The sequence below is a fragment of the Huijunlia imazamoxiresistens genome (assembly GCF_037132455.1).
Lineage (GTDB): Bacteria > Bacteroidota > Bacteroidia > Chitinophagales > Chitinophagaceae > Flavisolibacter > Flavisolibacter imazamoxiresistens.
This window is the reverse complement of the sequence record NZ_JBBBEI010000002.1, coordinates 195,584-219,958: the sequence shown is the minus strand read 5'-3', so window position 1 is coordinate 219,958 and position 24,375 is coordinate 195,584. Positions and strand designations below refer to the sequence as shown.

The window sequence follows — 24,375 nt, the reverse complement described above, 5'->3', positions numbered from 1 at the left end:
CTACTTCTTTGACGATTTTATTTTACTTTTTTTGATTTTTTTTCATCTGTCTCCTTTCCTTCTTTTTTGCGGGGAAACGATCCGTCGAACGGGCATTCCAGCCCCCGGCGCGCACCGCAGCCTTCTAATTCTTTCAGGATCACCGCCGATGCCGTAAAGGTAAACTGCAGCACACAGGGGTCGCCGGCCTGCCGGTAGAGGGCAGTGGTGGGCGAAGTGATCTGCGCGTCGCCTTTCAACTCGCCGGTGCAGCCGGTCTTGCCTTTTTCGGTATGCACAAAAACCGTCAGCAGGTTTGGTTTTCTTCCATCCCGCACCGAAATGATGTTTTTCTTATCGCGCACGTAATCGCCGGCCAGCTTGTGGCTGCGTGCCAGGGTGTCGATCGGGTTGATCAGCTCCAGGTCCTTGTCGTCCAGCAGGTCCGTCATGATCAGCGTAAACTGTTTTGCCTTGCTGTTGTAGGCGTACACATCTTTTCCTTCCAGCTTATCATCTTCCTGCTGCCGCCACACCGTCCGGGAAATGGAGTAGGTTTTATCAATGGTGCCGGCCTGCGTGGTGGAAGCGTCCGCATCGGGAACCAGGAAGGGAAAGGCCGCTCCGAATTGCTGCTGCTGATCCAGGCTCACCAGGATAGCGGCTTTACGGCGCCGGTTCTCTCCTTTCACAATATAAAAACTGCCGCCATCGGGACCTTCCACTTTCGCCAGGGGCATGTACTTCACTTTGCCGCCCTTGCCGAAGATTTCGCTGCTGAGGCTATCCGGGATCATCTCAGAAAAAGCCATGCCACGGATGGTATCCTGCCGGCCATCGCCGAGCAGGGCCGTATCGGACAGGCGGTAGGGCAGCGCCGCCACGGGAAATTCTCCCGTATCCGCCGCGGGTGCCTTCACCGAGTCCGGTTGCTTGTTCTCCTTCCCTGTTTCGGCGGCGGCGGCCGGCTTGCCGTCCTCATTGTTACAGGCAAAAAATAGTGACGCCAGTAAAATCAATCCTGTCCTGCGCATAAGTTGTATTTGGTGTATAAAAAACGAATATAACGGCATTTGCAACTGGGGGCAAATGCAATTGCCCTGCGGGCCAAAAGCCCCCTGCTCTCCTAAACCCGGCACAAATCTTTTGAAGATTCAAAATATATTTTTAGATTCGTCTAACTTTTAAATTAGCCACGCCTTGAACTGCTCCCAAAGCGAAGAAAATTACCTCAAAGCGATCTTCCACCTGCAGCTGGAAAGCGAAACGGTATGCACCAGCGCGGTGGCGGAAAAGCTGCGGACGAAGCCGGCTTCGGTCACCGACATGATGAAGAAGCTGAATGCCAAAAAACTGCTGCATTACAAACCCTATCACGGCTTTTACCTGAGCGCCGAAGGGAAAAAAATTGCCCTGAACATCATCCGGCGTCACCGACTTTGGGAGTATTTCCTGGCGGAAAAGCTCAAATTCAGCTGGGACGAGGTGCACGAGGTGGCGGAAGAACTGGAACATATCCACAACCAAAAGCTGATCGACAAGCTCGATGAGTTCCTGGGCTATCCCCGCTTCGACCCGCACGGCGACCCCATCCCCGACAGCCGGGGAAAGATCTGCCCCCAGCCCGAAGCGCCGCTGACGGAGCTGCCGCACCACCAACCCGCCCAAGTGCGCCGCGTCAGCAACCAGTCGGCCGAAATGCTCGACCTGCTGCACCATAAACAGATCGGTATCGGCACGGTGCTGGAAGTAACCCAACAGTTTGCCTTTGACCATTCCCTGGAAATAAAGGCCGGCGACACGCTGACGACCATCAGCGAACAGCTGGCCAAAAACATTTTTGTACACCATGAACTTCAGAACAAACACGGACGCATCGCTGAGTGAAGTGCACCAGTCGGTGGACACTACCAGCACCTCGAAGCCCGGGTGGCGGCGGGTGCTGGCCTTTTTCGGTCCCGCCTACCTGGTGAGCGTGGGCTATATGGATCCCGGCAACTGGGCCACCGACCTGGCCGGCGGCAGCCAGTTCGGCTACGCCCTGGTATGGGTGCTGCTCATGAGCAACCTGATGGCCCTGCTGCTGCAGTCCCTTTCGGCCCGCCTGGGCATTGTGCGGGGCCGCGACCTGGCCCAGGCCAACCGCGAAACCTACCCCCGGGGCATCAACTTCTTTTTGTACCTGCTGGCCGAAATAGCCATTGCCGCCACCGACCTGGCCGAAGTGCTGGGGATGGCCATCGGCATCCAGCTGCTTACCGGCATCCCCCTGCTATGGGCGGTGCTGATCACCGTTTTGGACACCTTCCTGCTGCTGGCGCTGCAGCGCCTGGGCATGCGCAAAATGGAAGCCTTCATCATCACGCTGGTGGCCATCATCGGCCTTTCCTTCCTGGTGGAGATCATCCTGGCCCGCCCCCGCCTGGGCGAGGTGGCCCTGGGCTTTATCCCCACCCTGCCCAATGAAACCGCCCTTTACATCGCCATCGGCATCATCGGGGCCACCGTCATGCCGCACAACCTGTACCTGCATTCGGCCCTGGTGCAGACCCGCAAGATCAAACGCGACCCCGAAGGCATCCGGCGGGCCCTGAAGCTCAATTTCATCGACAGCGCCGTAGCCCTGAACCTGGCGTTCCTGGTAAATGCCGCCATCCTGGTGCTGGCGGCCACGGTCTTTTTTAAGACCGGCCGCACCGACGTGGCGGAGATCCGCACCGCCCACGAGCTGCTGGCACCGCTCCTGGGCTCCCAACTGGCGCCGGTGCTCTTTGCCGTGGCGCTGATCGCCGCCGGCCAGAGCTCCACCGTCACCGGCACCCTGGCGGGGCAGATCGTCATGGAAGGCTACCTGCGCCTGCGCATCAATCCCCTGCTGCGGCGGCTGCTGACGCGCCTGCTGGCCATCGTGCCGGCAGTGCTGGTCATTGCCATCAAGGGCGAAAAAGACATCGACAGCCTGCTGGTGCTGAGCCAGGTGATCCTGAGCCTGCAACTGGGCTTTGCCGTCATCCCCCTCATCCACTTCGTCAGCGACCGCAAGACCATGGGCGCCTTTACCATCAAGCCCGCCACCCAAGCCCTGGCCTGGCTGATCACGGCCGTACTGGTATACCTCAACCTGCGCATGGTGTTCGGACAGATGGCCGACTATTTCGCCACCAGCGACAACCTGCTGTGGAAAATCATCATCCTTGCCGGTTGCGCCGGCTTCATCGCCCTGTTGCTCTGCTCGATCATCTATCCCTTGGTGAAAAGAAGGGCCGTGCCGGCCTCGGTGGAGATCCATGCCGCCCAGGAAGTGGAGCGCAGCAGCCTGCCCCGCCCCGCCTACAACCGCATTGCCGTGGCGCTGGACTTCAGCCGCCACGACTACCAGCTGATCTCCCATGCCATCGGGCAGTGCCAGTCGGGCGGTTCCATGTTCCTGATCCATATCGTGGAAAGCGTGTCGGCCCAGGTGCTGGGCACGGAAAGCGACGACCTGGAAACGCGCCGCGACCAGGAAAAGCTGGACGAATACCTCTATTACCTCAAACAACAGGGCATCCATGCCGAAAGCCGCCTGGGCTTCCAGAGCCGCACCCGCGAGATCGTGCGCCTGGTAAAAGAAGCGAACGCCGACCTGCTGGTGATCGGCGCCCACGGCCACAAAGGCCTCAAGGACTGGCTGTACGGCACCACCATCGACGACGTTCGCCACCAGTTGAAGATTCCGGTGTTGATTGTGAGCGTCTGAGGAAGTTTACGAGTTTACAAGTTTACGGGTTTACAAGTTCCTTACGGGCGCCAGCAACTCGTAAACTTTTAAAATTCGAACGCCGCCTCCCTGGAAGGATAATCCAGCTTCAGACTTTGCCGCTTACCGAAGACCGTGACGTGCATAATGTTTACCTGCTTGTTGGTAAAATCGTGGAGGAGGGTGTTGGTGAGAGAGAGCTTTTTAGGAGGGGCGGCGGCCGGCGCCTGGAGGTAGCAGTAAACCGATTCGCCCTGCTTTTCAAATCCCACGAAGGCCAGGCTGGCCCTTTTGCCGTCTACGGCCAGCAGCAGGTGGTGGCTGATGTAATCGTGCACCAGGCGGTCGGTCTGCGGGCCTGGAGTGGACAGGTCCACTTTGGCGCGGGAATTCTTTTCCAGGATCGCTTCTATATCTTCCGCAAAGAGCTTGCAGGTGATCTCGAGGGCTTTTTCCCGGCTGTTATGGTTGATCTCGATAACCCCTACATAAAAGGGATGCAGGACTTCTGTGCCCACAATTCTGGCCGGCGCTGCCGGCCCCCCGAAAGAAAGGGACAGGGCCAGTAACCACTGGTAAAGGATAGATGCCATTGACATAGTTCGTTCTCCCAAAATGCAAAAGTGGGGTTTATTTTGGCGCGCAAAGCGTTAAAAGGCCGAAAACAGGATGGACTGGGATGGCCGGCGGTCCGGGAACTCGTAAACTCGTAAACCCGTAAACTTGTAAACTTTAAGTGGTTATGACCGACTTTGGCTTTTACCTCGCCCTCGGATGGGAGCATATCATGACGCCCGGGGCCCTGGACCATATCCTGTTCATTATTGTGCTGACGGCCATTTACCTGCCGAAGGACTGGAAGCAAGTGCTGGTGCTGGTAACGGCCTTTACCATCGGCCATTCCCTGACCCTTGCCCTGAGCACGCTGAACCTGGTGGAGCTCCCTGCGAAATGGGTGGAATTCGTGATCCCCTGCACCATTGTGATTACGGCAGTGAGCAACCTTTTCCGCAAAAGCACGTCTACCGTGGCGGCACGGCAGCAATACGGCATGGCGCTGCTCTTCGGCCTCGTGCACGGACTGGGATTTGCCAACACGCTTCGCTTTATCCTGGCAGCCGACCAGAAACTGGGATGGGCCCTTTTGGGCTTTAACCTGGGCCTGGAGCTGGGCCAGATCGTGATCGTCGGCGTGGCGCTTTTTCTTTCGTACGTCTTTATCCACCGCCTGCGCATCCAGCGGCGCGAATGGGTGCTGTTCATTTCCGCAGGCGTCTTCAGCCTGGCCCTGGAAATGGCCGTTACCAGGATCTAGGGATAAAGAGGGAAAAGAGAAAAAGAGTAAGGGAAATATATTCTTTTGGCCAGCAGCCTCCGGTCAGGGCCGTCCTGTTCCGTTAACTCTTTAGCTTTTTTTTCACTTTATCGCTTAGTTTCACAGCATGAACAAACTCCGTTTCCTAAAGCAACTTTCTCTTGCCTGCAGCCTGCTGTTTGCCGGACTGCTCAGGGGACAGACCCTGCAAAACAACCCCGGCTCGAACCATGCCAACCGGTTCGAGCAGCTGGGCACCCTGTTGCCTACCCCCAACGAATACCGCACCGCCAGCGGGGCCCCGGGTCCCCGCTACTGGCAACAACGTTGCGACTACGACATCCAGGCCTCCCTAGACGAAAAGGAACAGCGCCTGACGGGCAGCGAGCTGGTGACCTATTTCAACAACTCGCCCGATGTGCTGACCTACCTGTGGCTGCAGCTGGACGAAAACCAGCACAGCGCCAACCGGAACGCCAACTACCAGATGAACTCCGCCGTCCCCCCGCAACTGGACGTGCAGCAGCTGGAATTTGCGGAGGAAGCCCGTACCGGCAATCCCTATGGCATCAACATCAGCAAAGTCACCACGGCCTCCGGCGCGCCCCTGCCCTACACGGTCAACCGCACCATGATGCGCATCGACCTGCCCGCCCCCCTGAAACCGGGGAAAAAATTCGCCTTTAAGATCGACTGGAACTACAAGATGGTGGACCGCACCCTGCGCGGCGGCCGCGGCGGCATGGAATATTTCCCCGCAGATGACAACTACCTGTTCACCGTTTCGCAATGGTACCCCCGCCTGTGCGTGTACAGCGACTTCCAGGGCTGGCAGAACCACCAGTTCACCAACCGGGGCGAGTTCGCCCTGGCCTTCGGCAACTTCCGCGTGCAGATGACGGTGCCCGCCGACCACATCGTGGGTTCCACCGGCGAGTGCCAGAACTACAAGCAGGTGCTGACGCCCACCCAGTACGCCCGCTGGCAGAAAGCCCAGGAAGGCAGCGAGCCTCTGGAGATCGTCACCCTCGACGAAGCCGTGGCCGCGGAAAAGGACCGCAGCAGCGCCACCAAAACCTGGATCTTCTCGGCCAGCAACGTCCGCGACTTCGCCTGGACGTCCTCGCGCAAGTTCGTGTGGGACGCCATGCCCGCCCTGGTGGAAGGCAAGAAGGTAATGTGTATGAGCTTTTACGGCAAGGAGGCCTATCCCCTGTACCGCCGCTTCTCCACCAAGGCCGTGGCCCATACCATCAAAACCTATTCGAAATTTACCATCCCCTACCCTTATCCGGTGGCGCAAAGCGTGGAAGCCGCCAACGGCATGGAATACCCCATGATCTGCTTCAACCACGGACGTACGGCCCCCGACGGCACCTATACCGAGGCCACCAAGTACGGCATGCTGGGCGTGATCATCCACGAAGTAGGCCACAACTTCTTTCCCATGATCGTCAACAGCGACGAACGCCAGTGGTCGTGGATGGACGAAGGCCTGAACTCCTTTTGCGATTACCTCACCTGCGAGCTGTTCGACAACAAGTTTCCCGCCCGCCGGGGACCGGCCTGGGCCATTACCGACTATATGAAGCTGCCGAAAGACCAGCTGGAGCCGATCATGACCAACTCGGAAAACATCATCAGCTTCGGTCCCAACGCCTACTCCAAGCCGGCCACGGGGCTGAACATCCTGCGGGAGACCATCATGGGCCGCGAGCTGTTTGATTATGCCTTTAAGGAATATGCGCGCCGCTGGGCCTTCAAGCACCCCACGCCGGCCGACTTCTTCCGCACCATGGAAGATGCCAGCGCCGAGGACCTGGACTGGTTCTGGCGCGGCTGGTTTTACGGCACCGACGCCTGCGACATTTCGCTGGATTCGGTAAAATACCTGCAGGCCCGCGCCATCCGCCCCGACGAGATCCGCGATTCCGCCGTGGTGGGCCGCGTACTGAAGCCGCAGCTCCCCGCCTATGATGATCTTTCGAAAGTGCGGAACCGCCAGGACCCCTCCATTAAGTTCCTGACCGATGCCGATACCAGCCTGCGTGATTTTTACTGGCGCTACGACCGCGGCCTGGCGCCTTACGACTCCTCGCTGATCCGCGTTACCCTGCCCTCGCCCTACCAAACGCTGGACGAGGCCACCCGTGCCAAATTCGAAGGCAAGCACCTCTACCAGCTCTATTTCACCAATAAGGGCGGCCTGGTGATGCCGCTGATCATTCAATGGACGTACACCGACAGCACCAAGGAGGTGGAGCGCATACCGGCCCAGATCTGGCGGCACAACGAAAAGAACGTGGTCAAGTTTTTCATGAAAGACAAGAAGGTTGCCGCTATCCGCCTCGACCCGATGCGGGAAACCGCCGACATCGACGAAAGCAACAACTCCTGGGGCGATGTGCCTTCCGAGCCAACGCGCTTCCAGATTTTTAAGGCGAAGCGGGACGCCAGCCGCCGCCAGCAGCCGCAGGGCATCAGCCCGATGCAAAAGGCCACCGGCAAAAACGGCTTTTAACAACTATTGTATCACTGGAGAAACGCACTCCTGTACCACCCCGGTTTCGCACAGGCGAGACCGGGGTTTTATTTTGCCGCCCCGCCCCGGATCATTAAAAATTTTATCATTCATATCAAGCTCATCAATAAACACTTAACGGGCACTAACGGGCATTTACCCCCCAACTAGCCCCCATTCACCGAAACAGGCAACCGAAGCCCTTTTAAGGGTGTTAGCTTTGACTTGTCAAACACAGACAGCCTTTCGGTCCGATCCTCCACCCCCTGAAATCCCCTGTTCCTTACCTGTTTTCGTTACTCTTTTCCGTGCATACCACGGAAGCCCGCACCCCCTGAAGACCCCAATCATTTTCTGGCGCCCGGCGCCACTAACGAAAAACCTTTGGACAAGATCATGAATAACTTAAGAACGATGCTGACCGCAACCAAAACTATCTGCCTTTCCGCCCTCTGCGTTTCCGCCCTGCTTTCCTGCTCGAAAAATTACAGCCAGGAACCTTCGCTGCAGCACGAAGCCAATACCGTAGCCACAGCTGCCCAACCTTCGAATTCCGCCCTCTTCGTAGACGAGACCATGGAAGGTTCCAGCCCCTTCGTTTCTTTTGGCGGCAACCCCGAAGTTGCCCCCACCAACTATTCCTATACCTTCCCCGGCCTGGCCTTCGAAGGCGGCAAGTCCGTACGCTTCGAGATCCGCAAGGACCAGCCTAAAGTAGGCTCCTCTTCCAAGATCCGCTCCGAAGTAACGGTTATCCGCGGTTCCGAATGGCCCGGCTTCGGCAAGGAAGCCTGGTACTCCTTTGCCATCTACTTCCCCGCACAAGGCTTTGAGGCCGATAACGAAAGAGATTGCATCAACCAGTGGTTCGAGGATGGTTCCGATGAGACCACCATCCGCTGCCAGAGCGACAAAGCCTTCTTGGAAGTAACGCCTCCCGCCGGCTCCGTTGCCCTGAAGAAGTACGACCTGTTCGGCTCTTCCCTCAACGGCAGCAGCGTGACCACCGGCTCAGTGTCGGGCTTCAAAGACATTTCTAAAGACCAATGGCACCAGTTCGTGTTCCACTTCATCCACTCCACCGGCTCCGATGGGTTGATCGAAGTATGGCGTGATGGGGTAAAGATCCACGAGATCAAGGGCCGCAACAGCCACCTGAAGGTTCCCAAATGGAAGATCGGCCTGTACAAAGCTTCTTTCCTGAACGGTACCTCCAACCGCAACTCGCGTGTCCTGTACTTCGATAACGTACGTGTAGGTAATGCCAAAGCCACCCTGGCGGATATGATGTCGGGAACCAATACGGTCATCAACCCGCCCGTGACGGAAGATACCACCGGTTCCATTCCTTCCGGTGATACCACCAACGTGATCACCGACAATGAACCCGAAACGCCGGTGACGCATACGCAGCAGGTGGTGAGCTACACCCTCATCGATGCCGACGACAACAAGGACCTCATGACCATTACGCCGGGCGCCACCATCAGCCTGAAGAAGCTGGGAAGCAAAAAGCTGAACATCCGCGCCAACACCATCAACGGCACGCCGGGAGTGATCAAATTCGAAATGAGCGGCGCCCTGAACAAGACCCGCTTCGACCACCGCGAACCCTACGCCCTGTTCGGCGACGACCGCGACGGCGACTATTTCGAGTGGAAGGCCGCCCCGGGCACATACACCATCAAAGCCACGCCCTACGCCGGTACCAAATCCAAGCTGGGCGCCGTGCAGGGATCGACCATCAGCGCCACCTTCACCCTGGTGAAATAAATAAATACACCAACGCTAACGCGCTTATTGATGAAAACAACCCAGAGGCAGCTTCTCCCGAAGCTGCCTTATTGTTTATAAAAATACCCCCGGAACAGAACGCCAGGAGCGCTTCTGCCGGGGGTATTGCAGGTCATAGGTGGGCTGTAAACAGCGCGCTGCTTACGACATCTTTACGCGGATGACGGTAAAGGAGTAAGGAGCGGCAACGGCCGTCACTTTCTTTCCTTTGATGGAAATGTCCGATTCCGAGGGGCTGACAGCCTTCGGGGTATCAAACGAGTTCACCTGGTTCAGCTCGTTCTTCATCACGAACACCTTGCCTTTGGCAGCCAGCTTCGCACCTTCCACCAGGATATCCCTTTTCACTTCCTTATCCGACGCATTCACCAGTTTCAGGATCAGCTCGCCGGTCTTTTTGTCGATGCTGGCGGTGGCATACAGGCTGTCCTGGCCGGCAATGGCCCGGCCGTTCAGCGTCATGGGCACCACGTGGGTTCCTTTGTGGATGGAATACAGCTTTTGCACATAATAGTTGGGCGTACCGTAAGCACGCAGGTTGTCCACCCAGATCATGTCGGGGGTCCACTGCCAGCCTTCGGCATGGGCAAAGAGGGGCGCATAGGAAGCCATGTTCACCACGTCGGCGTTGCGTTCCAGGCCGGTCATGAAAGCGGCTTCGGCGATGGCGGTCTGCCAGTTGTTCTTGTTGTTGATGCTGACGGTCTTGTCGCTCTGGGCGGCGTATTCGCCGGCAAACACCTTGGAGCCGTTGCGCGGGTAATTGTCATAGCGGCCCGCGTTGGCCAGGAACCACTCGGGGCGGCGGTAGTAGTGTTCGTCGATGATGTCGGCCTTGCGGGCGCGCAGCTCTGTATTGAGCAGGTCGAAGCGCTCGCCGTCGGGATCGGTGCCGGAGCTGTTCACCAGCCGGATATCGGGGTATTTGTCCTTGAGCGCTTTGGTAAATACGGCCAGGCGCTCGAGGTACTGGGGACCCCAGTTTTCATTGCCCACACCCATCATCTTCAGGTTAAAGGGAGCGGGATGGCCCATTTTGGCGCGTACCGAACCCCACTTGCTGGTGGCGGGGCCGTTGGCAAACTCCACCAGGTCGAGGGCATCCTGCACGTAGGGATCGAGCTGGTCCAGGGGCACCACCTCGGCGGTGTTGAACTGGCAGGCCATGCCGCAGTTGAGGATGGGCAGCGGCTCGGCGCCGATGTCCTCGCACAGCTGGAAGTATTCGTAAAAGCCCAGGCCGAAGGTCTGGAAGTAGTCGGGGGCCGGGCGATGGGCGAACTCAAAGTTCCAGCGGTTGATCTTCAGCTGGCGCTCCTCCAGGGGGCCGATGGTGTTCTTCCACTGGTAGCGCTGCGACAGGTCGTAGCCTTCCACGATACAGCCGCCGGGGAAGCGAACAAAGCCGGGCTTCATGTCGGCCAGCAGCTGGATCATGTCGGCCCGCATGCCGCCGGGACGCCCTTTCCAGGTGTCTTCGGGGAATAAGGAGATCATGTCCAGGTCGATAACGCCCGGACCTTCGAACCATACATTCAGCTTTGCCTTCGGCTCGGAGGCGGTGGCATGGAAAGAGGCGGACTGCTTGTGCCACTCCTTATCCGTAGCCGTGGGTGCCAGCACCGTGTCGCCGATCGGCTGGCCGCTGGCATTCACCAGCTCCAAGTGCAGCTTCACGCCGGGAGTTTGCTGGCGGTACATCACGGAAAAATCGTAGCGCAGGCCCTGCTTGATGCCCATGCCGCGAAAACCTTCGTTGGTGATGCCCAGCGACTTTGCGCCGTTTTTGCCCACAACGCGGAGGAAGCGGGGGTTGGCGGTGTTGTTATCCTGGCGGTTCAGCACCAGCACCTCTCCTTCCACTAAATTTTTCCGCTGGATGGTCCATCCCATCAGGGGTTTGGCGAATTCGAAGGAGCGGTTCTTTACCAGCTCGGCATAGATGCCGCCGTCGGCGCCGAAGTTGATGTCCTCGAAGAACACCCCCCACATGGTGGGCTGAATGGACGCCTTGATGTCTTTGGCTTTTACCGTAATTACATTTTCCTGTGCCGCAGCCGTCAGCAGCGAGCCCGCCGCCAGCGCCGCCACAGCAAACCGTTTCATGTTCATTGTTGGTCGTCGTTTTTTAAAGTGAAGGATCATTGGGCAATGGTCATTGGTCAATTGCCTTTCCCCATGAATATTGAGTGTTGAATATTGTTTATTGAATGTTTTCCAGATTTGCTTATTGCCTGTTGCCTTCACGCCTTCGGCCGTCATCACTGTATTGTGAAATGCTTATGGTTTCTTCTTCATCCAGATGGCCAGGCCGCCGCCATTCAGGCCGGTCATCACCACGGTGGATTTTACTTTGTTCTCCCAGTCCCGCTCCCGCGACACGTGCAGCTTGTCTACAAACAGGCCGCCCGCCCAGCGAAGCTCCAGCCAGGGAGCGTTGTAGCTCCAGGTGTTGTTGGCGTCGCCATTGATCTTTCCATCGGCATCCAGCTTCGTCACAAAGGATTGGTTCATCTGGGGGTTGGTTTGTTCGCGGTCAAAGCCGGGAACCACGGAGTAGCCATGCACCACCTGGTCGTAGGTACCGGCAATCTCTTCGCGGGTAACCGGGCTGTTGGCCACGTTGGCATAGCGCTCGGGCGATACGATCGGCCAGCCTTCCGGCGTCCAGTGGATCTTGCGCACATGCATCACCATATAGGCGCGGTCCACGCCCGGCCGTCCCTGGTGGGCCATGTAATACTGGCCGTTGTCCTGGAACACCGATACGTGCGACACGCCGGCCCAGCCGCCGTGCTCGCCAAACTTGTAGGGCGACAGGATCATGGGCCCGTTGTCGGCCTGGTTGTCCACGTTTACGCCGTTCCAGTCGAGGAAGGGACCGTTGGCACTGGTGGAACGGAACACCCGGACGTTGTACTTGGTCGACAGCCAGTCGTAGGCCACGAAGAGGTAGTACATTTTCGTATCGGCATTGTAGATGATCTCGGGACCTTCGAGGTTGCCGTTGATGGTACCGTTGGTAATGCCTCTTCTCACCTTGCGGGTGCCGCGGTCGCCGGGGGTTTTGGCCAAGCCGGTGGCGGGGTCGAGCTGCAGCTCGTACAGGCCGTCCCAGGAAGAGCCGTACACCATCCAGTGTTCGCCCGAAGGGGTCACCACTACCGAGGGATCGATGGCATTGGTGCCGGGACCGGCATTAATGGAGGTCACGGCCAGGCCTTTTTCCGTCCAGGGGCCTTCGGGGGAAGTGGATGTCAGCAGGCCAATGGCGCTGGTGCGGCCCGTGGTGGGCGCCAGCGAATAATACAGGCGGAACTCGTTGCCCACCTTCATGATATAAGGCGCCCACAGGCCCTGCACCGGCGTGCCGCCCTGGCTTTGGATGTACTGGACGCCCATTTGGGGCAGGCCGTTCAGGGCCCAGCCTACGAACTGCCAGTCCACCAGGTCCTTCGACCGGCGCACCATGATGCCCACCTTGGCAGCGGCGCCGTAGGCCACATCGGTGCTGTAGCAGTAAAACCATTCGCCCACCCGGATGATGGAGGGGTCGTGCAGGTTGTAGGGCCCCCACATGTAGTTGTATTCGAAGGCGGCATACTGTCCGTAGGTATCGTTGATGTTGTTGATGTTGAAGGGAACGGTAAGGGCAGGCGGGTCCTGCATCGTCAGGTCGTCAAACGCATTGTCCTTTTTACAGGAGGAAAGGCCGAGGGAAAGGGCGGCGGAGAAAAGGGCAATATTCCGGGTAATTTTTTTCATACGCAATTGAGTAGTTGGAGGGAAATAAAAGGCCTGCCGGCGGCTGCCGGCAGGCTTCCGTTGTTAGGATTTATTGGCCGGGTTGGGCAGCAGGTTGGGGTTGGTGTCCAGTTCGCGCTGGGGGATCGGCAGGTATTCGTTACCGGGAGTCCAGGTATTGAAGTCCGGGTCGTGTGCTTTCAGTTCGGCCAGCTTGGTGGCGTCGTACAGCCATCCCCAGCGGATGATGTCGTTGATGCGCTGCGCTTCCACGGAGAACTCCAGTGCCCGTTCGTGGGCGATCTGGTCGCGCATCTGCGCCTGGGTCATGTTGGGACGAACGGTGGCCAGGTTGGCCAGCTTGGCGCGGGTGCGCACCTGCTGGATCAGGGGATACGCCTCGGCAGTGCGATTCAGCTCGTTCAGGGCTTCGGCATACATCAGCAAAATATCGGCATAGCGCAGCACGCGGTAGTTGATGCCGGAGTTTTCCTGGTCGTCGTTGCCGGGCCAGGCCAGCCCGTCGTGGGTGTATTTGCGGGGATAGATCGCGGTCTGGGCATGGGGCCAGGGATTGCCGTAAACCGTAGTGGAATTGTCGGCCGGCTCGTAGGAGGCAATGGTGGCCAGCAGGCGCGGATCGCTTTTGCCGTCGGTGGTCTTTTCCTGCTTGAACTCGTTGTAGATCCAGCGGGTGGGCAGGAAGTCGGCATAGCCGTAGCCGTCCATGGCATAGGTGCGGCCGGTGGAGCTTACCTGCTTCCAGTTGGAACCGGGCTCGCCGCCGTAGTTCATTACCGTTCCCCCTACCTTATCGGGCTGGGCAAACTGCACTTCAAAGAGGGATTCGACGTTGTTTTCATTGATCTCCTTGAAGTTGTCGCGGTAGTCGGGCATCAGGTTGTACACGCCCTTGAGCGAGCCGTTGGTGAATTCGTTGAATTCGTTGGCGGCATCCTGCCAGCGCTTGCGGTAGAGGAAAGCCTTGCCCAACATGCCGGTAGCGGCGCCTTTGGTGGCACGACCTATCTGGCCGGCATCCACACCGTTCAGCCCAACATAGCTAACTGGCAGCAGGTCCTTGGCCGATTTAAAATCGGAAAAGATCTGGTTCCACAGCACCTCCTCGGAGGCGGTGGCGGGGAAGAACTCCTCGGTGGCGGGCGGCGTGGTGATCACCGGAACGATCTTGTAGGTGTTCGCCAGGTTGAAATACGCCAGCCCGCGCAGGAAATGCGCCTGGCCCAGCACGCGGTTTTTCAGGGCCGCGTCCATTTGGATTTCCGGCACTTTCGCCAGCACCTGGTTGGCCCGGAAGATAAGGATGTGATGGGCATGCCACAGCCATTCCACGGGACCCGAGGTGGTGGGGATGGTAAATTTACCCACGTTGTGCAGGTCGCCCCAGGGACTGTCGCCCTGGAAATCGTCGCCGCGGGCGTCGGTCAGGGCCGGGAACATCCGCATGTAGGTACCGTCCAGGATAAGGGCGTTGTAAATAGCATTTACGCCTGCCATGGCATCCGCCTCGGTCTTCCAGTAGGTTGCGATCACCGGCGCATTGGGATTGAGCAATTCCAGTTTCTTTTTGCAGCCGGATACAGCCAGCGCAAGGGTTATATAGATGAATACTTTTTTCATGATTGATACTGCTTTATTGAGGTTACACAAGGATTAAAAACCGGCCTGCACGCCAAACATGATGGTCCGCGGTGTGGGATACGAGCCGAAGTCGAAGCCGGGCTCCCATACGCTGGAGGTAAAGTCGGGGTTAAATCCTTTATACTCCTGGAAGGTGTACAAGTTCTGGCCGGTTACATACACCCGCAGGTTGGAGATGCCTTTGACAAGGCTCTTGGGCAGGGTATAGCCCAGCGACATGGTGTTGAAGCGCAGGTAGCTGGCGCTCTGCAACCAATTCTTGCGGTCCGAGTCGCGTCCGTTGCCATTGGGATCGCCGGCCACCAGGCGGGGGAACTCGTTGTTCGGGTTTGCAGGCGTCCAGCGGTTCAGGGCGTCTTCGTGGTAGTTGATGTAGTCGGTGGTGTGCATCAGGGACCGGTACAGGTTGCTGTTGATCAGCCCGCCGATACGGCCCGAAGCAAAGAGGGTCAAGTCGAACCCTTTGAAGCCGGCCGATACATTGAAGCCATAGAAGGCCTTGGGCAGGGAACTTCCCAGGTCGGTGCGGTCATAGGCATCGATGATATTATCGGGCTTGCCTTCGGGACCGCTCAGGTCTGCAAACTTCAGGTCGCCGGGAGCGGTATTGGCATTCTGGAAGGCGTGCTGGCTGATTTCTTCCTGGCTTTGGAAGATGCCCTCGGTTTTCCAGCCGTAATGCCGGCCGATTTCCTGGCCTACCTTGGTAATGAACCCGCCTACGATCCGCTTGTCGGTGTTGCCGCTGATGGCCAGCACTTTGTTCTTCTGGGTGGTAAAGTTAGCCGAAACGTCGAAGGTCAGGGCGCCCTTGCGTTTATGGTAGCCTGCCACCACTTCAAAACCGGAGTTTTTCAGCGAGGCCGCATTTACTACCGGGGCCGAGTTGATGGAGCCTACCGTCAGGGGGATGTTCACCGGCACCAGCACGTCGCTGGATTTGTTGTTGTAGTATTCCGCCGTCAGGTCGAACATGCCGTTGAGGAAGGTCGCGTCGAAGCCGGCACTGGAAGTGGTTTTGGTCTCCCAGCGAATGGTGGGGTCTACTACGTTGGTCTGCAGGCCGCCGGTTACCCGTACGCTGTTGAAGTTATACACCACGTTGGGGTTCAGGAAGGCCTGCCACAGGTAGTTGCCGATATTGGCGTTGCCCAATTGTCCCCATCCGCCGCGCAGCTTCAGGTCGGTAATGAAATCGGGCAGGTTCAGGAACTCTTCCTTGCTCAGGCGCCAGCCGGCGGAGAGGCCGGGGAAATTCCCGTACTTGTTGGCCGGTGCGAAGCGGGACGATCCGTCGCGGCGGAAGTTGGCGGTGAGCAGGTACTTGTCGGCGAAGTTGTAGTTCACCCGTCCGAACAGGCCGGAAAAGGAATACTCTTGCATTTCGCCCCAGGCCGACTGGTTGGTACCGTTCTGCAGCACGGGGAAATCGGGATTTACGTTTTCGGAATGGCCGGTCCGGGTCAGGGCATTATGCTTAATATAGCTGTGGCCCACCACGGCATTCACGGTATGGCGACCGAACACCTTATCGTAGGTCAGGGTGTTGTCCACCAGGCCGTTGGTGAAGGTGCGGGAATTATCGTCCAGGCGGCTGATGCCTTGCTTGAAGAAGAAGCCGAGATCGAAGATGGGCTGATACAGGAAGTCCCGGGTAATGGTTTTGTCATACGAAGCATTCAGCTTGTATTTCAGGCTGTGTCCTCCCCTTTTCAACAATTGAGCTTCCACCCAGCCCACCGCAAAGGTGCGGTCCACTTCCACGAAGTTGGTAAACAGGTTGTTCACCCCTACCACGTTCAGCGAGATGGCCCGCTGCAGGTCGGACTGCGTACCGCCGTAGCCCTGGGGCATGGTGGAATCGTATACCTTCATGGTGGGGATGTTGATCACCAGGTCATTGATCAGCGGAGGCCGCCCGCCGGTCAGCACGTCGGTGCGGAAGGTAAGGTTGTTTTCTTTGGAATGCGTATAGCTGATCGACTGCCCAAAGCGGAAAATACCTTTCTCCTGTGTGGAGTTGAAGCGGCCGGTATAGCGGGTATAATCCGGTCCGTTACCCTTGAAGGTGCCTTCCTGCTTGAAGAAGTCCAGCGAAGCGTTGTAGGTAACGTTGGCGCCGCCACCCGACAGGTTCAGGTTGTGGTTCATCCGGTTGCCGGTTTTCAGCCCTTCCTTCTGCCAGTCCACATCCACATTACTGATGTATTTGGGATTGTTGGGGTCGTTGGCCGGCGCTACGGTCTGGCCGCCGTTCAGCTGCGATTCGTTGTTCAGCATCTGGTAACCCACGCGGTTGGCTACCGGGATCTTTTGCCATACTTTATCGATGCCATGGTAACCGCTGTATTCCACCCGTAAAGGCGCGTTCTTCTTGCCCTGCTTGGTGGTGATGATGATCACGCCGTTGGCGGCGGCGGCGCCGTAAATGGCGGCAGCCGTACCATCCTTCAGCACCTGCATGGACTCGATGTCGTTGGGGCTGAAATCGCGGGGCGGGTTGAACAGCATCACCCCGTCCACCACGTACAAAGGCGTCTGGTTACCGAAGGTGGTAATGCCGCGGATGCGGATGGAAGGAAGGGCGCCGGGCTGGCCGTCGCTGGCCACGTTGATCCCCGATACACGGCCCTGCAGCATCTGGCCCACATCGCTGGCGGAGGTCTTTTTCAATTCCTGGGTGCTGACGGAGGCTACGGAGCCGGTCAGGTCCTTTTTGCGTTGCGCGCCATAACCCACCACCACCACGTCGGTCAGGGTGCTGGGTACCTGCGCTAATTTAATGGTATGGGCCGCCGTTCCTTTCAATACCAGGTCATAGGCTTCGAACCCCACGCTGGTCAAGGTAACTTTTGTGCCCTCGGGCGCTTCAATAGAAAAAATGCCCCGTTCGTCGGTAGTCGTACCGGTTTTGGTACCGCTGATCACCACCGTAGCGCCGGAAACCGGCTCGCCTTTATCGTTGGTGACGACTCCTTTAAACATTCTTTTGGGTCCTTGCTGAGCCGAAGCATCCTGGCTCTGAATGAGAAAGACAGATGCCGTCAGGCATATAAACGCCTTCCGGAGCATTCCATGACAAGTCAATCGCATAGACTGTATCGTTTTTTATGAAAGGAAGAATAATACTGAAGTGTGAAGTTGAGATGATTCTTCTTTTTCATGGCTCCAATGCGTATCAGTATTTCCTCAAAACGTCTCAATATCCTTTTTCACCCTTTCAGCCTGTTTTTACGCCCCTAAAGGCCTGCCAAAAACCCCTTTACGATAGCCGAAAATCTTTAAATTGTCCGTCGTCCCCTACTTTTACTGTTTTAAAAACCACCGCTTGTCGCTACGCATCCTCTTTTTATTTGGCTTACTTTTCCTGTTGCCGGCCGCCCGTCTGCCGGCCCAGCCCGTTTACTTCCGGCACTACCAGGTTGAGAACGGGCTTTCCAACAATGCCGTCATTGCCACCCTCCAGGACCGCAAGGGTTTTATGTGGTTCGGCACCAAGGACGGCCTCAACCGGTTTGACGGCTACTCCTTCAAGGTGTTCCGCAACAACCCCGACGACAGCGGCAGTATTGGCAACAACTTTATCCACAGCCTGTACGAAGACCCGGAAGGCGTATTATGGGTGGGCACCAACAGCGGCCTCTGCGAATACAACGCCACCAGCGAAAGCTTCCGGGAAATCGCCACCCCTATGCATTACGATACCCGGGAAATGCAGCTCGACCGGGCGGGCAACCTCTGGTTCATCTCGGGCTTTACGCTGTTCCGCTACCATAAGAAAACCCAGGAACTCCGCGTGTACCCCGCCGACCGCTACTTCCAGGCCAGCGCCCTGCACCTGGCCGCCGACGGCACCCTCTGGGCCGGCACCAATGCCGGCACCCTGGAACGGTATGCGCCGGCCACCGACAACTTTACCGCTTATAATATCCTTTCGGGCTCTCCCTCTCCCGGGGCCCGCCGCATCGAAAAAATTTACGGCGGTGGCCAGGGGCAACTGCTGGTGGGCACCTCCAACCAGGGCGTCAAACTGTTTTCCCCTGCTACCGGGGCCTTCCGGGACCTGCTGACCTATAACCCCGACCGCACCAGCATCTTTGCCCGCGACTTCATCCGCAGCGGGGAAAACGAATACTGGATCGCCACCGAAAGCGGCATCTATATTTATAATGCCGCCACTGGCCGCCACACCAACCTGCGCAAACGCTACAACAACCCCTACTCCCTGTCCGACAATGCCGTGTACTCCTTCTGCCGCGACAAAGAGGGCGGCATCTGGGCCGGCACCTACTTCGGCGGGGTCAACTACTACCCCGCCCAGTACACGTCGTTTAAAAAATATTTTCCCAAGGTGGGCGAAAACTCGCTCAGCGGCAACGTGATCCGCGAGATTCGCCAGGACAATAGGGGGCACCTGTGGCTGGGCACCGAGGATGCCGGCCTGAACCGCATGGATACGGCTACCGGCGCCTTTACCCACTTCCAGCCTACGGGCGCCCCGGGCAGCATCTCCTACGCCAACATCCACGGCCTCTACACCAGGGGCAACGAGCTCTGGATCGGCACCTTCCTGCACGGCCTCGACGTGCTGGACCTGCGAACCCACAAAGTGATCCGGCACTACAATGCCGGCCCCGGCCCCCGCGCCCTCAAAAGCGACTTTATCTATTGCCTGTACGGCACGCCCCGGGGCGAGCTCTGGCTGGGCACCACCACCGGTGCCTTTGCCTACCACCGCGCCACCAACGACTTTTCGCCCCTGCCCGGCCTGCCGCAGGACACCTGGTACACCTGCCTGTACCAGGACGGCGGCGGCACCACCTGGGCGGGCTCCTACGGCAACGGCCTGAGCGTGTACGATTCCGCGGCGGGCAGGACCGCGAACTTCCGCTACGACCCCAAAAACCGCAACAGCCTGGCCAGCGACCGGGTGAACAGCATCTTCGAGGACAGCCGCCACCGCCTGTGGATCGCCACGGAAGGCGGCCTGTGCCGCTACCGGCCCCAAACCGCCGACTTCCAGCGTTATACCACCGCCAACGGCTTCCCGTCCAACTTCTTCCTGAGCATCCTGGAAGACCAAAAACAACAACTCTGGATCAGCACCTCCCGGGGACTGGTCTGCTTCGACCCAGCCAGCGAAAAGCTCAACGTGTATACGAGGGCCAACGGGCTGCTGAACGACCAGTTCAACTTCAACTCGGCCTACAAAGACCCCTCGGGCCGCATGTATTTCGGAAGCGTCAAAGGCCTCATCTCCTTCAAGCCGGAAGAATTCCACCCCAACACCTTCGTGCCGCCGGTCTACATCACCGGCATCCAGGTAAACAACCGGGAATTGGAAATTTCCCCCGACGGCTCGCCCCTGAAACAGTCCATCACGTATACCCGCAGCATTACCCTGACCTACCGGCAGTCGACCTTCGGCATCGACTTCGCCGCCCTGAGCTATACCGACCCCGACCGCCTGGAATACGCCTACCGGATGGAAGGTCTCGACAAGACCTGGACCCACCTGAAAACCAACCGCAAAGCCTATTTCACCGAGCTGGCGGCCGGCACCTACGTATTCAAGGTCAAGGCCTCCAACGGCAGCGGCGCCTGGAATGGGCAGGAAGCCCGGCTGATCATCAAGGTGCTCCCGCCCTGGTGGGCCAGCCGCCTGGCAAAAACCATTTATATCCTCACCGGCCTGCTGTTGCTGTTCCTGGCCGCCCTGCTGTACTACCGGCGCACGGAGGCCCGCAACCGGCGAAAAATAGAACTGTTGCAGGTGGCGAAGGAGCACGAGCTGTTCCAGGCCAAGATGGAGTTCTTTACCAACGTGGCCCACGAGATCCGCACGCCCCTGACCCTGATCAAGGGACCGCTGGAAAAAGTGATGCGAAAAGCCGAAGACGTGCCCGGTATCGGCAACAGCCTGCGGATCATCGAACGCAACACCAACCGCCTGGTGGACCTGACCAACCAGCTGCTGGACTTCCGCCAGACCGAGATCCAGGGCTTTAGCCTGAACTTCACCCCGACCAACATCACGGAACTGCTCGAGGAGCATTTCGGCAACTTCAAATCGCTGGCCGAACAAAAGTCCCTCCGCTACGAGCTGGAGCTGCCCGCAGCCCCGCTAACCGCCTGGGTGGACGGTGAAGCCCTGAACAAGATGGTGACCAACCTGCTCGGCAACGCCGTCAAGTACGCGGCCTCCGCCGTGGTGATGCGGCTGCTGCCTTTTAGCGAGGAGGACGCCCACTTCGTGGTGGAAGTGAAAAGCGACGGCTTCCTGATCCCTGCCGATATGAGCGAGAAAATTTTCGAGCCCTTCTTCCGGCTGAAGGAAACCGAAAAGCAGAAGGGCACCGGCATCGGCCTGGCCCTGGCCCGCTCGCTGGCACAGCTGCACAAGGGAACCCTGTACCTGAAGGAGCCCGGGGAGGGCATGAACGTATTTTGCCTGGAGTTGCCCCTGAAGCAGGAATAGCGTTTGCTCCCTTTGACCTACCTTCGCAACATCCTGTACGCCGAACAAAAAGCTGACGACCTGACGATGAAACCCATATTGCTATTAGTGGACGATAATGAAGAGATTTTAGAATTCCTCGCCGACGAACTGGGCGAAAAATATACCATCCTTACCGCCGGCGACGGCCGGCAGGCCCTGGAGAAGCTGCGGGAGGAAACGGTGCAACTGGTAGTCAGCGACGTGATGATGTCGGAGATGGACGGGTTCGAGCTGTGCCGGGCCATCAAAACCGATTTCGACTTCAGCCACATCCCCGTGATCCTGCTGACGGCCCGCAACACCCTGCAATCCAAGATCGAGGGACTGGAGCAGGGTGCCGACGCCTACATCGAAAAACCCTTCTCGCCCGAATACCTGCAGGTACAGATCGCCAACCTGCTGGCCAACCGCAATAAAATAAAGGAATACTTCGCCCACTCACCGCTGGTACACATCAAGAGCGCCGCTCACTCCAAGGCCGACGAGGCATTTTTGGAACGGCTGAACGAGGTGATTATCGCCAACCTGGAAGATACCGAACTGGACGTGGAAAAGCTGGCCGGGGTAATGAACATGAGCCGGCCCACCCTGTACCGCAAGATCAAGGGCATCTCGGACCTGACGCCGAACGAACTGATCAACATTACCCGCCTGAAACGGGCCGCCGAGCTGTTGGCCGAGGGCAACTACAAAATTTATGAAGTGGCCGGCATGGTGGGCTACAACTCGCAAACCAACTTCGGTCGCAACTTCCTCAAACAATTCGGCATGACGCCCTCGGACTACCTGAATATGAAGCAGGCGGAGAAAAAAGGGGGGATTGGTTAATCGGGAATTGGGAGGGCTGCTGCAAATTGATCATCGTAATTCGTATATACTTTATGGCATTTTGGAAAGAACAACGTAGGGTGACCAGCCGGCTGGTGATGGCTCTTTGGGCAATCGTATGCTCTTTTTCCGCCGGGGCGCAGAAAATGGAAAAGGGCTTTGTGCTGCGGAAAGAAAAAGGCGAAAATAAAGTCGCCATTACCCTGGACGGCAAACCTTTTACCGCCTTCCTGTATCCCGACAGCCTGGAAAAACCGGTGCTGTATCCCCTGCATGCCGCCGGCGGGCAAAGCGTCACCCGGGGCTTTCCCCTGCAACCGGAACCCGGCGACCCCGTGGACCATCCCCACCACATCGGCCTCTGGTTCAATTACGAAAACGTCAACGGCCTCGACTTCTGGAACAACTCCTTCGCCATCCCGGCCGAACGCAAGCCCCGCTACGGTTGGGTAAAGACCGACAGCATCCTGCAATTGAAAAGCGGTGCCACCGGCACCCTGGCCTACAGCGCCCGCTGGGAAGACATTCACCAAAACCTGCTGCTGAAAGAGCGGACCACCTACCGCTTCCAGGCTGCCGGTAACCGCCGCATCATCGACCGGGTTACCACGCTGACCGCCGCACAGGACGTGGTGTTCAACGATGTAAAGGACGGCCTCATTGCCCTGCGCATTGCCCGCCGCCTGCAGCTCCCTGCCCATAAAAAGGATAGCCTGTCCACCGGCAACTACCTTTCCTCCCGCGGCATCGAGGGCGACTCGGTCTGGAGCACCCGTGCCTCCTGGTGCCTGCTGTACGGCAAGCTCGAAGCCGACAGCATCAGCATCGCCATCATCGACCACCCGTCCAATCCCGGCTACCCCACCTACTGGCACGCCCGCGGCTATGGCCTCTTTGCCGCCAACCCCCTGGGCCAGAAAGTGTTCAGCAAGGGTGCCGACTCCCTGCAGCTCGGCCTGCCCAAAGGAAAGTCCGTCACCTTCCGCTACCGCGTCGTGCTCGATTCCGGCAAGGAACGTATGCGCACACCCGCAGTGGAAAAACTAGCCAAAGAATTTGCCCGGAAACCGGAATGAAGGAAACCAAAGAGTTCGGAACCCTGCAAGGCCGTTTGTAAAAGTAAAGTCGTTACCAGGGTTCCGAACTCTTTGCCAACTCATTAACTTGTAAACTTTTATCTTTGCCCCGCCTAAAGGTTCCGCATGCGCCACCAAATTATCTGCTCCGTACTCTGTATCCTGCTGCTCCATGTTCATGGGGTAACGGCGGCGCAAAAACTTTTTTCCCACAATGCCTCGGTGGGCTTCCAGGGCCATTACGGCTCCTTCCTGGCCCGGGAACCCAAAGCCCTGTACCTGCGGGATTCTTATACGCATTTCGGAGAAATCTATTACCAGCGGATGGTAGGCGAAAGCGCGGCACCGCTGCAGCCTTCCTGGGGCGTAGGGTTGTTTCATGGCGCTACCGGCAGCCACCGCTATATCGGCAGCATGAGCGGCGCCTATTCGTTTTTGCAGTTTCCCCTCTTCCGTGCCGGAGCCCTCAGCAGCAGCATCCGTTCCGGCATGGGCCTGGGATGGATCGAAAAGCCTTATAACAAAGACCACAATTATAAGAACGCACTGATCGGCAGCCACCTGAACGGCTATTTCCACGTGTTGGTACAGGCGCAATACCAGTTGTCCGGGCGGGTGTTCGCCAACGCAGGCCTGAGCTTCAGCCACCTGTCCAACGGCACCACCACGATTCCCAACCTGGGCCTGAACATCCCGGCTCTTTCCCTGGGTGTGGGCTACCGCTTCACCGAACAGCAGCAGCCGGTGGCTCCTGCCGTTGTGCCGGCTGACCGGCCGCAGGGCAGGAACCGGTTGGCGCTCTATTCCACGGCAGCCCTGAAGCAATATCCCTGGGTAGGCAGCAAACGCTACCTGATCAATGCGCTGACGGCCGAATGGGGTCGTCGGTATTCCCGTAACAACGTGCTGGGCGCCGGCCTGACGGCTTTTTACAACCCGTCGCTGGAAGTGGACCCTTCCGCCCCTATTCCCATCAAACGGGACGGAACTAAATTGCAGGCCGGCCTGTATGCCTCCTGGGAGCATACCGTGGGCCGCATAGCGATACCGCTGCAGCTGGGCACCTATGTGTTTAACAAACTGGACAACCCGCCCCTGTACCAGCAACTGGGCCTCCGCTACCGGATCTCGCCGCGCTGGCGGGGCCAGATGCTGTTAAAGACGCATATGGGAAGAGCCGATTTTATTCATGCGGGCCTGGGCTATCAAATAAAATAA

Annotated in this window: 15 protein-coding genes; 9 read left to right on the top strand and 6 right to left on the bottom strand. The window is 58.1% G+C overall.

Annotated elements, in window-relative coordinates; genetic code table 11:
* Nucleotides 1-17: 17 nt before the first annotated feature.
* Nucleotides 18-1,013: a hypothetical protein gene (locus V9K67_RS02775; RefSeq protein ID WP_336719911.1), complete on the bottom strand. Its 996-nt coding sequence runs from the start codon at nt 1,011-1,013 to the stop codon at nt 18-20.
* 166 nt (nt 1,014-1,179) lie between these two features.
* Between V9K67_RS02775 and V9K67_RS02770 the strand changes: the two genes are divergently transcribed.
* Both V9K67_RS02770 and V9K67_RS02765 read left to right on the top strand, forming a co-directional pair.
* A complete protein-coding gene (locus V9K67_RS02770) occupies nt 1,180-1,866 on the top strand; it encodes a metal-dependent transcriptional regulator (RefSeq protein WP_336719910.1) in 687 nt (228 codons plus the stop codon).
* Nucleotides 1,829-3,718, top strand: coding sequence for an Nramp family divalent metal transporter (locus tag V9K67_RS02765; protein WP_336719909.1), 1,890 nt, complete (start codon nt 1,829-1,831; stop codon nt 3,716-3,718). Before V9K67_RS02770 ends, V9K67_RS02765 begins: the two co-directional genes overlap by 38 nt.
* Nucleotides 3,719-3,786: 68 nt before the next feature.
* Here the strand turns inward: V9K67_RS02765 and V9K67_RS02760 are convergent, their stop codons facing one another.
* A complete protein-coding gene (locus tag V9K67_RS02760; protein WP_336719908.1) occupies nt 3,787-4,311 on the bottom strand; it encodes a DUF6702 family protein in 525 nt (174 codons plus the stop codon).
* A gap of 149 nt (nt 4,312-4,460) precedes the next feature.
* On the opposite strand from V9K67_RS02760, the gene V9K67_RS02755 reads away from it, so the two are divergent.
* The 3 genes from V9K67_RS02755 to V9K67_RS02745 all read left to right on the top strand — a co-directional run bounded on the left by V9K67_RS02755 (nt 4,461) and on the right by V9K67_RS02745 (nt 9,327).
* Entirely contained in the window at nt 4,461-5,033 is a 573-nt protein-coding gene (locus tag V9K67_RS02755) for a HupE/UreJ family protein (protein ID WP_336719907.1), read from the top strand.
* Between the two features lie 127 nt (nt 5,034-5,160).
* Nucleotides 5,161-7,554, top strand: a complete 2,394-nt coding sequence (locus V9K67_RS02750) for a M1 family metallopeptidase (RefSeq protein WP_336719905.1) — start codon at nt 5,161-5,163, stop codon at nt 7,552-7,554.
* Between the two features lie 396 nt (nt 7,555-7,950).
* Nucleotides 7,951-9,327, top strand: coding sequence for a polysaccharide lyase family 20 protein (locus V9K67_RS02745; RefSeq protein WP_336719904.1), 1,377 nt, complete (start codon nt 7,951-7,953; stop codon nt 9,325-9,327).
* 162 nt (nt 9,328-9,489) lie between these two features.
* On the opposite strand, the gene V9K67_RS02740 is transcribed toward V9K67_RS02745, so the two are convergent.
* The 4 genes from V9K67_RS02740 to V9K67_RS02725 all read right to left on the bottom strand — a co-directional run bounded on the left by V9K67_RS02740 (nt 9,490) and on the right by V9K67_RS02725 (nt 17,739).
* Entirely contained in the window at nt 9,490-11,454 is a 1,965-nt protein-coding gene (locus V9K67_RS02740; protein ID WP_336719902.1) for an alpha-L-arabinofuranosidase C-terminal domain-containing protein, read from the bottom strand.
* 174 nt (nt 11,455-11,628) lie between these two features.
* Nucleotides 11,629-13,113 (bottom strand): arabinan endo-1,5-alpha-L-arabinosidase, encoded by a 1,485-nt coding sequence (locus tag V9K67_RS02735; protein WP_336719901.1) that lies wholly within the window; start codon nt 13,111-13,113, stop codon nt 11,629-11,631.
* Nucleotides 13,114-13,176: 63 nt separating this feature from the next.
* The gene (locus V9K67_RS02730; RefSeq protein ID WP_336719900.1) at nt 13,177-14,733 is read right to left on the bottom strand and encodes a RagB/SusD family nutrient uptake outer membrane protein; all 1,557 of its coding nucleotides are present in this window, start codon (nt 14,731-14,733) and stop codon (nt 13,177-13,179) included.
* A gap of 33 nt (nt 14,734-14,766) precedes the next feature.
* Nucleotides 14,767-17,739, bottom strand: coding sequence for a SusC/RagA family TonB-linked outer membrane protein (locus V9K67_RS02725; protein ID WP_336719899.1), 2,973 nt, complete (start codon nt 17,737-17,739; stop codon nt 14,767-14,769).
* 343 nt (nt 17,740-18,082) lie between these two features.
* On the opposite strand from V9K67_RS02725, the gene V9K67_RS02720 reads away from it, so the two are divergent.
* The 4 genes from V9K67_RS02720 to V9K67_RS02705 all read left to right on the top strand — a co-directional run bounded on the left by V9K67_RS02720 (nt 18,083) and on the right by V9K67_RS02705 (nt 24,375).
* Nucleotides 18,083-21,232 carry a ligand-binding sensor domain-containing protein gene (locus V9K67_RS02720; RefSeq protein WP_336719898.1) on the top strand — a complete coding sequence of 1,050 codons (3,150 nt, stop codon included), beginning with the start codon at nt 18,083-18,085 and terminating at the stop codon, nt 21,230-21,232.
* A 66-nt stretch (nt 21,233-21,298) separates the two neighbouring features.
* Nucleotides 21,299-22,081, top strand: a complete 783-nt coding sequence (locus tag V9K67_RS02715; RefSeq protein ID WP_336719896.1) for a response regulator transcription factor — start codon at nt 21,299-21,301, stop codon at nt 22,079-22,081.
* 53 nt (nt 22,082-22,134) lie between these two features.
* Nucleotides 22,135-23,157, top strand: a complete 1,023-nt coding sequence (locus tag V9K67_RS02710) for a DUF6807 domain-containing protein (RefSeq protein ID WP_336719895.1) — start codon at nt 22,135-22,137, stop codon at nt 23,155-23,157.
* A gap of 126 nt (nt 23,158-23,283) precedes the next feature.
* Nucleotides 23,284-24,375 (top strand): acyloxyacyl hydrolase, encoded by a 1,092-nt coding sequence (locus V9K67_RS02705; RefSeq protein ID WP_336719894.1) that lies wholly within the window; start codon nt 23,284-23,286, stop codon nt 24,373-24,375.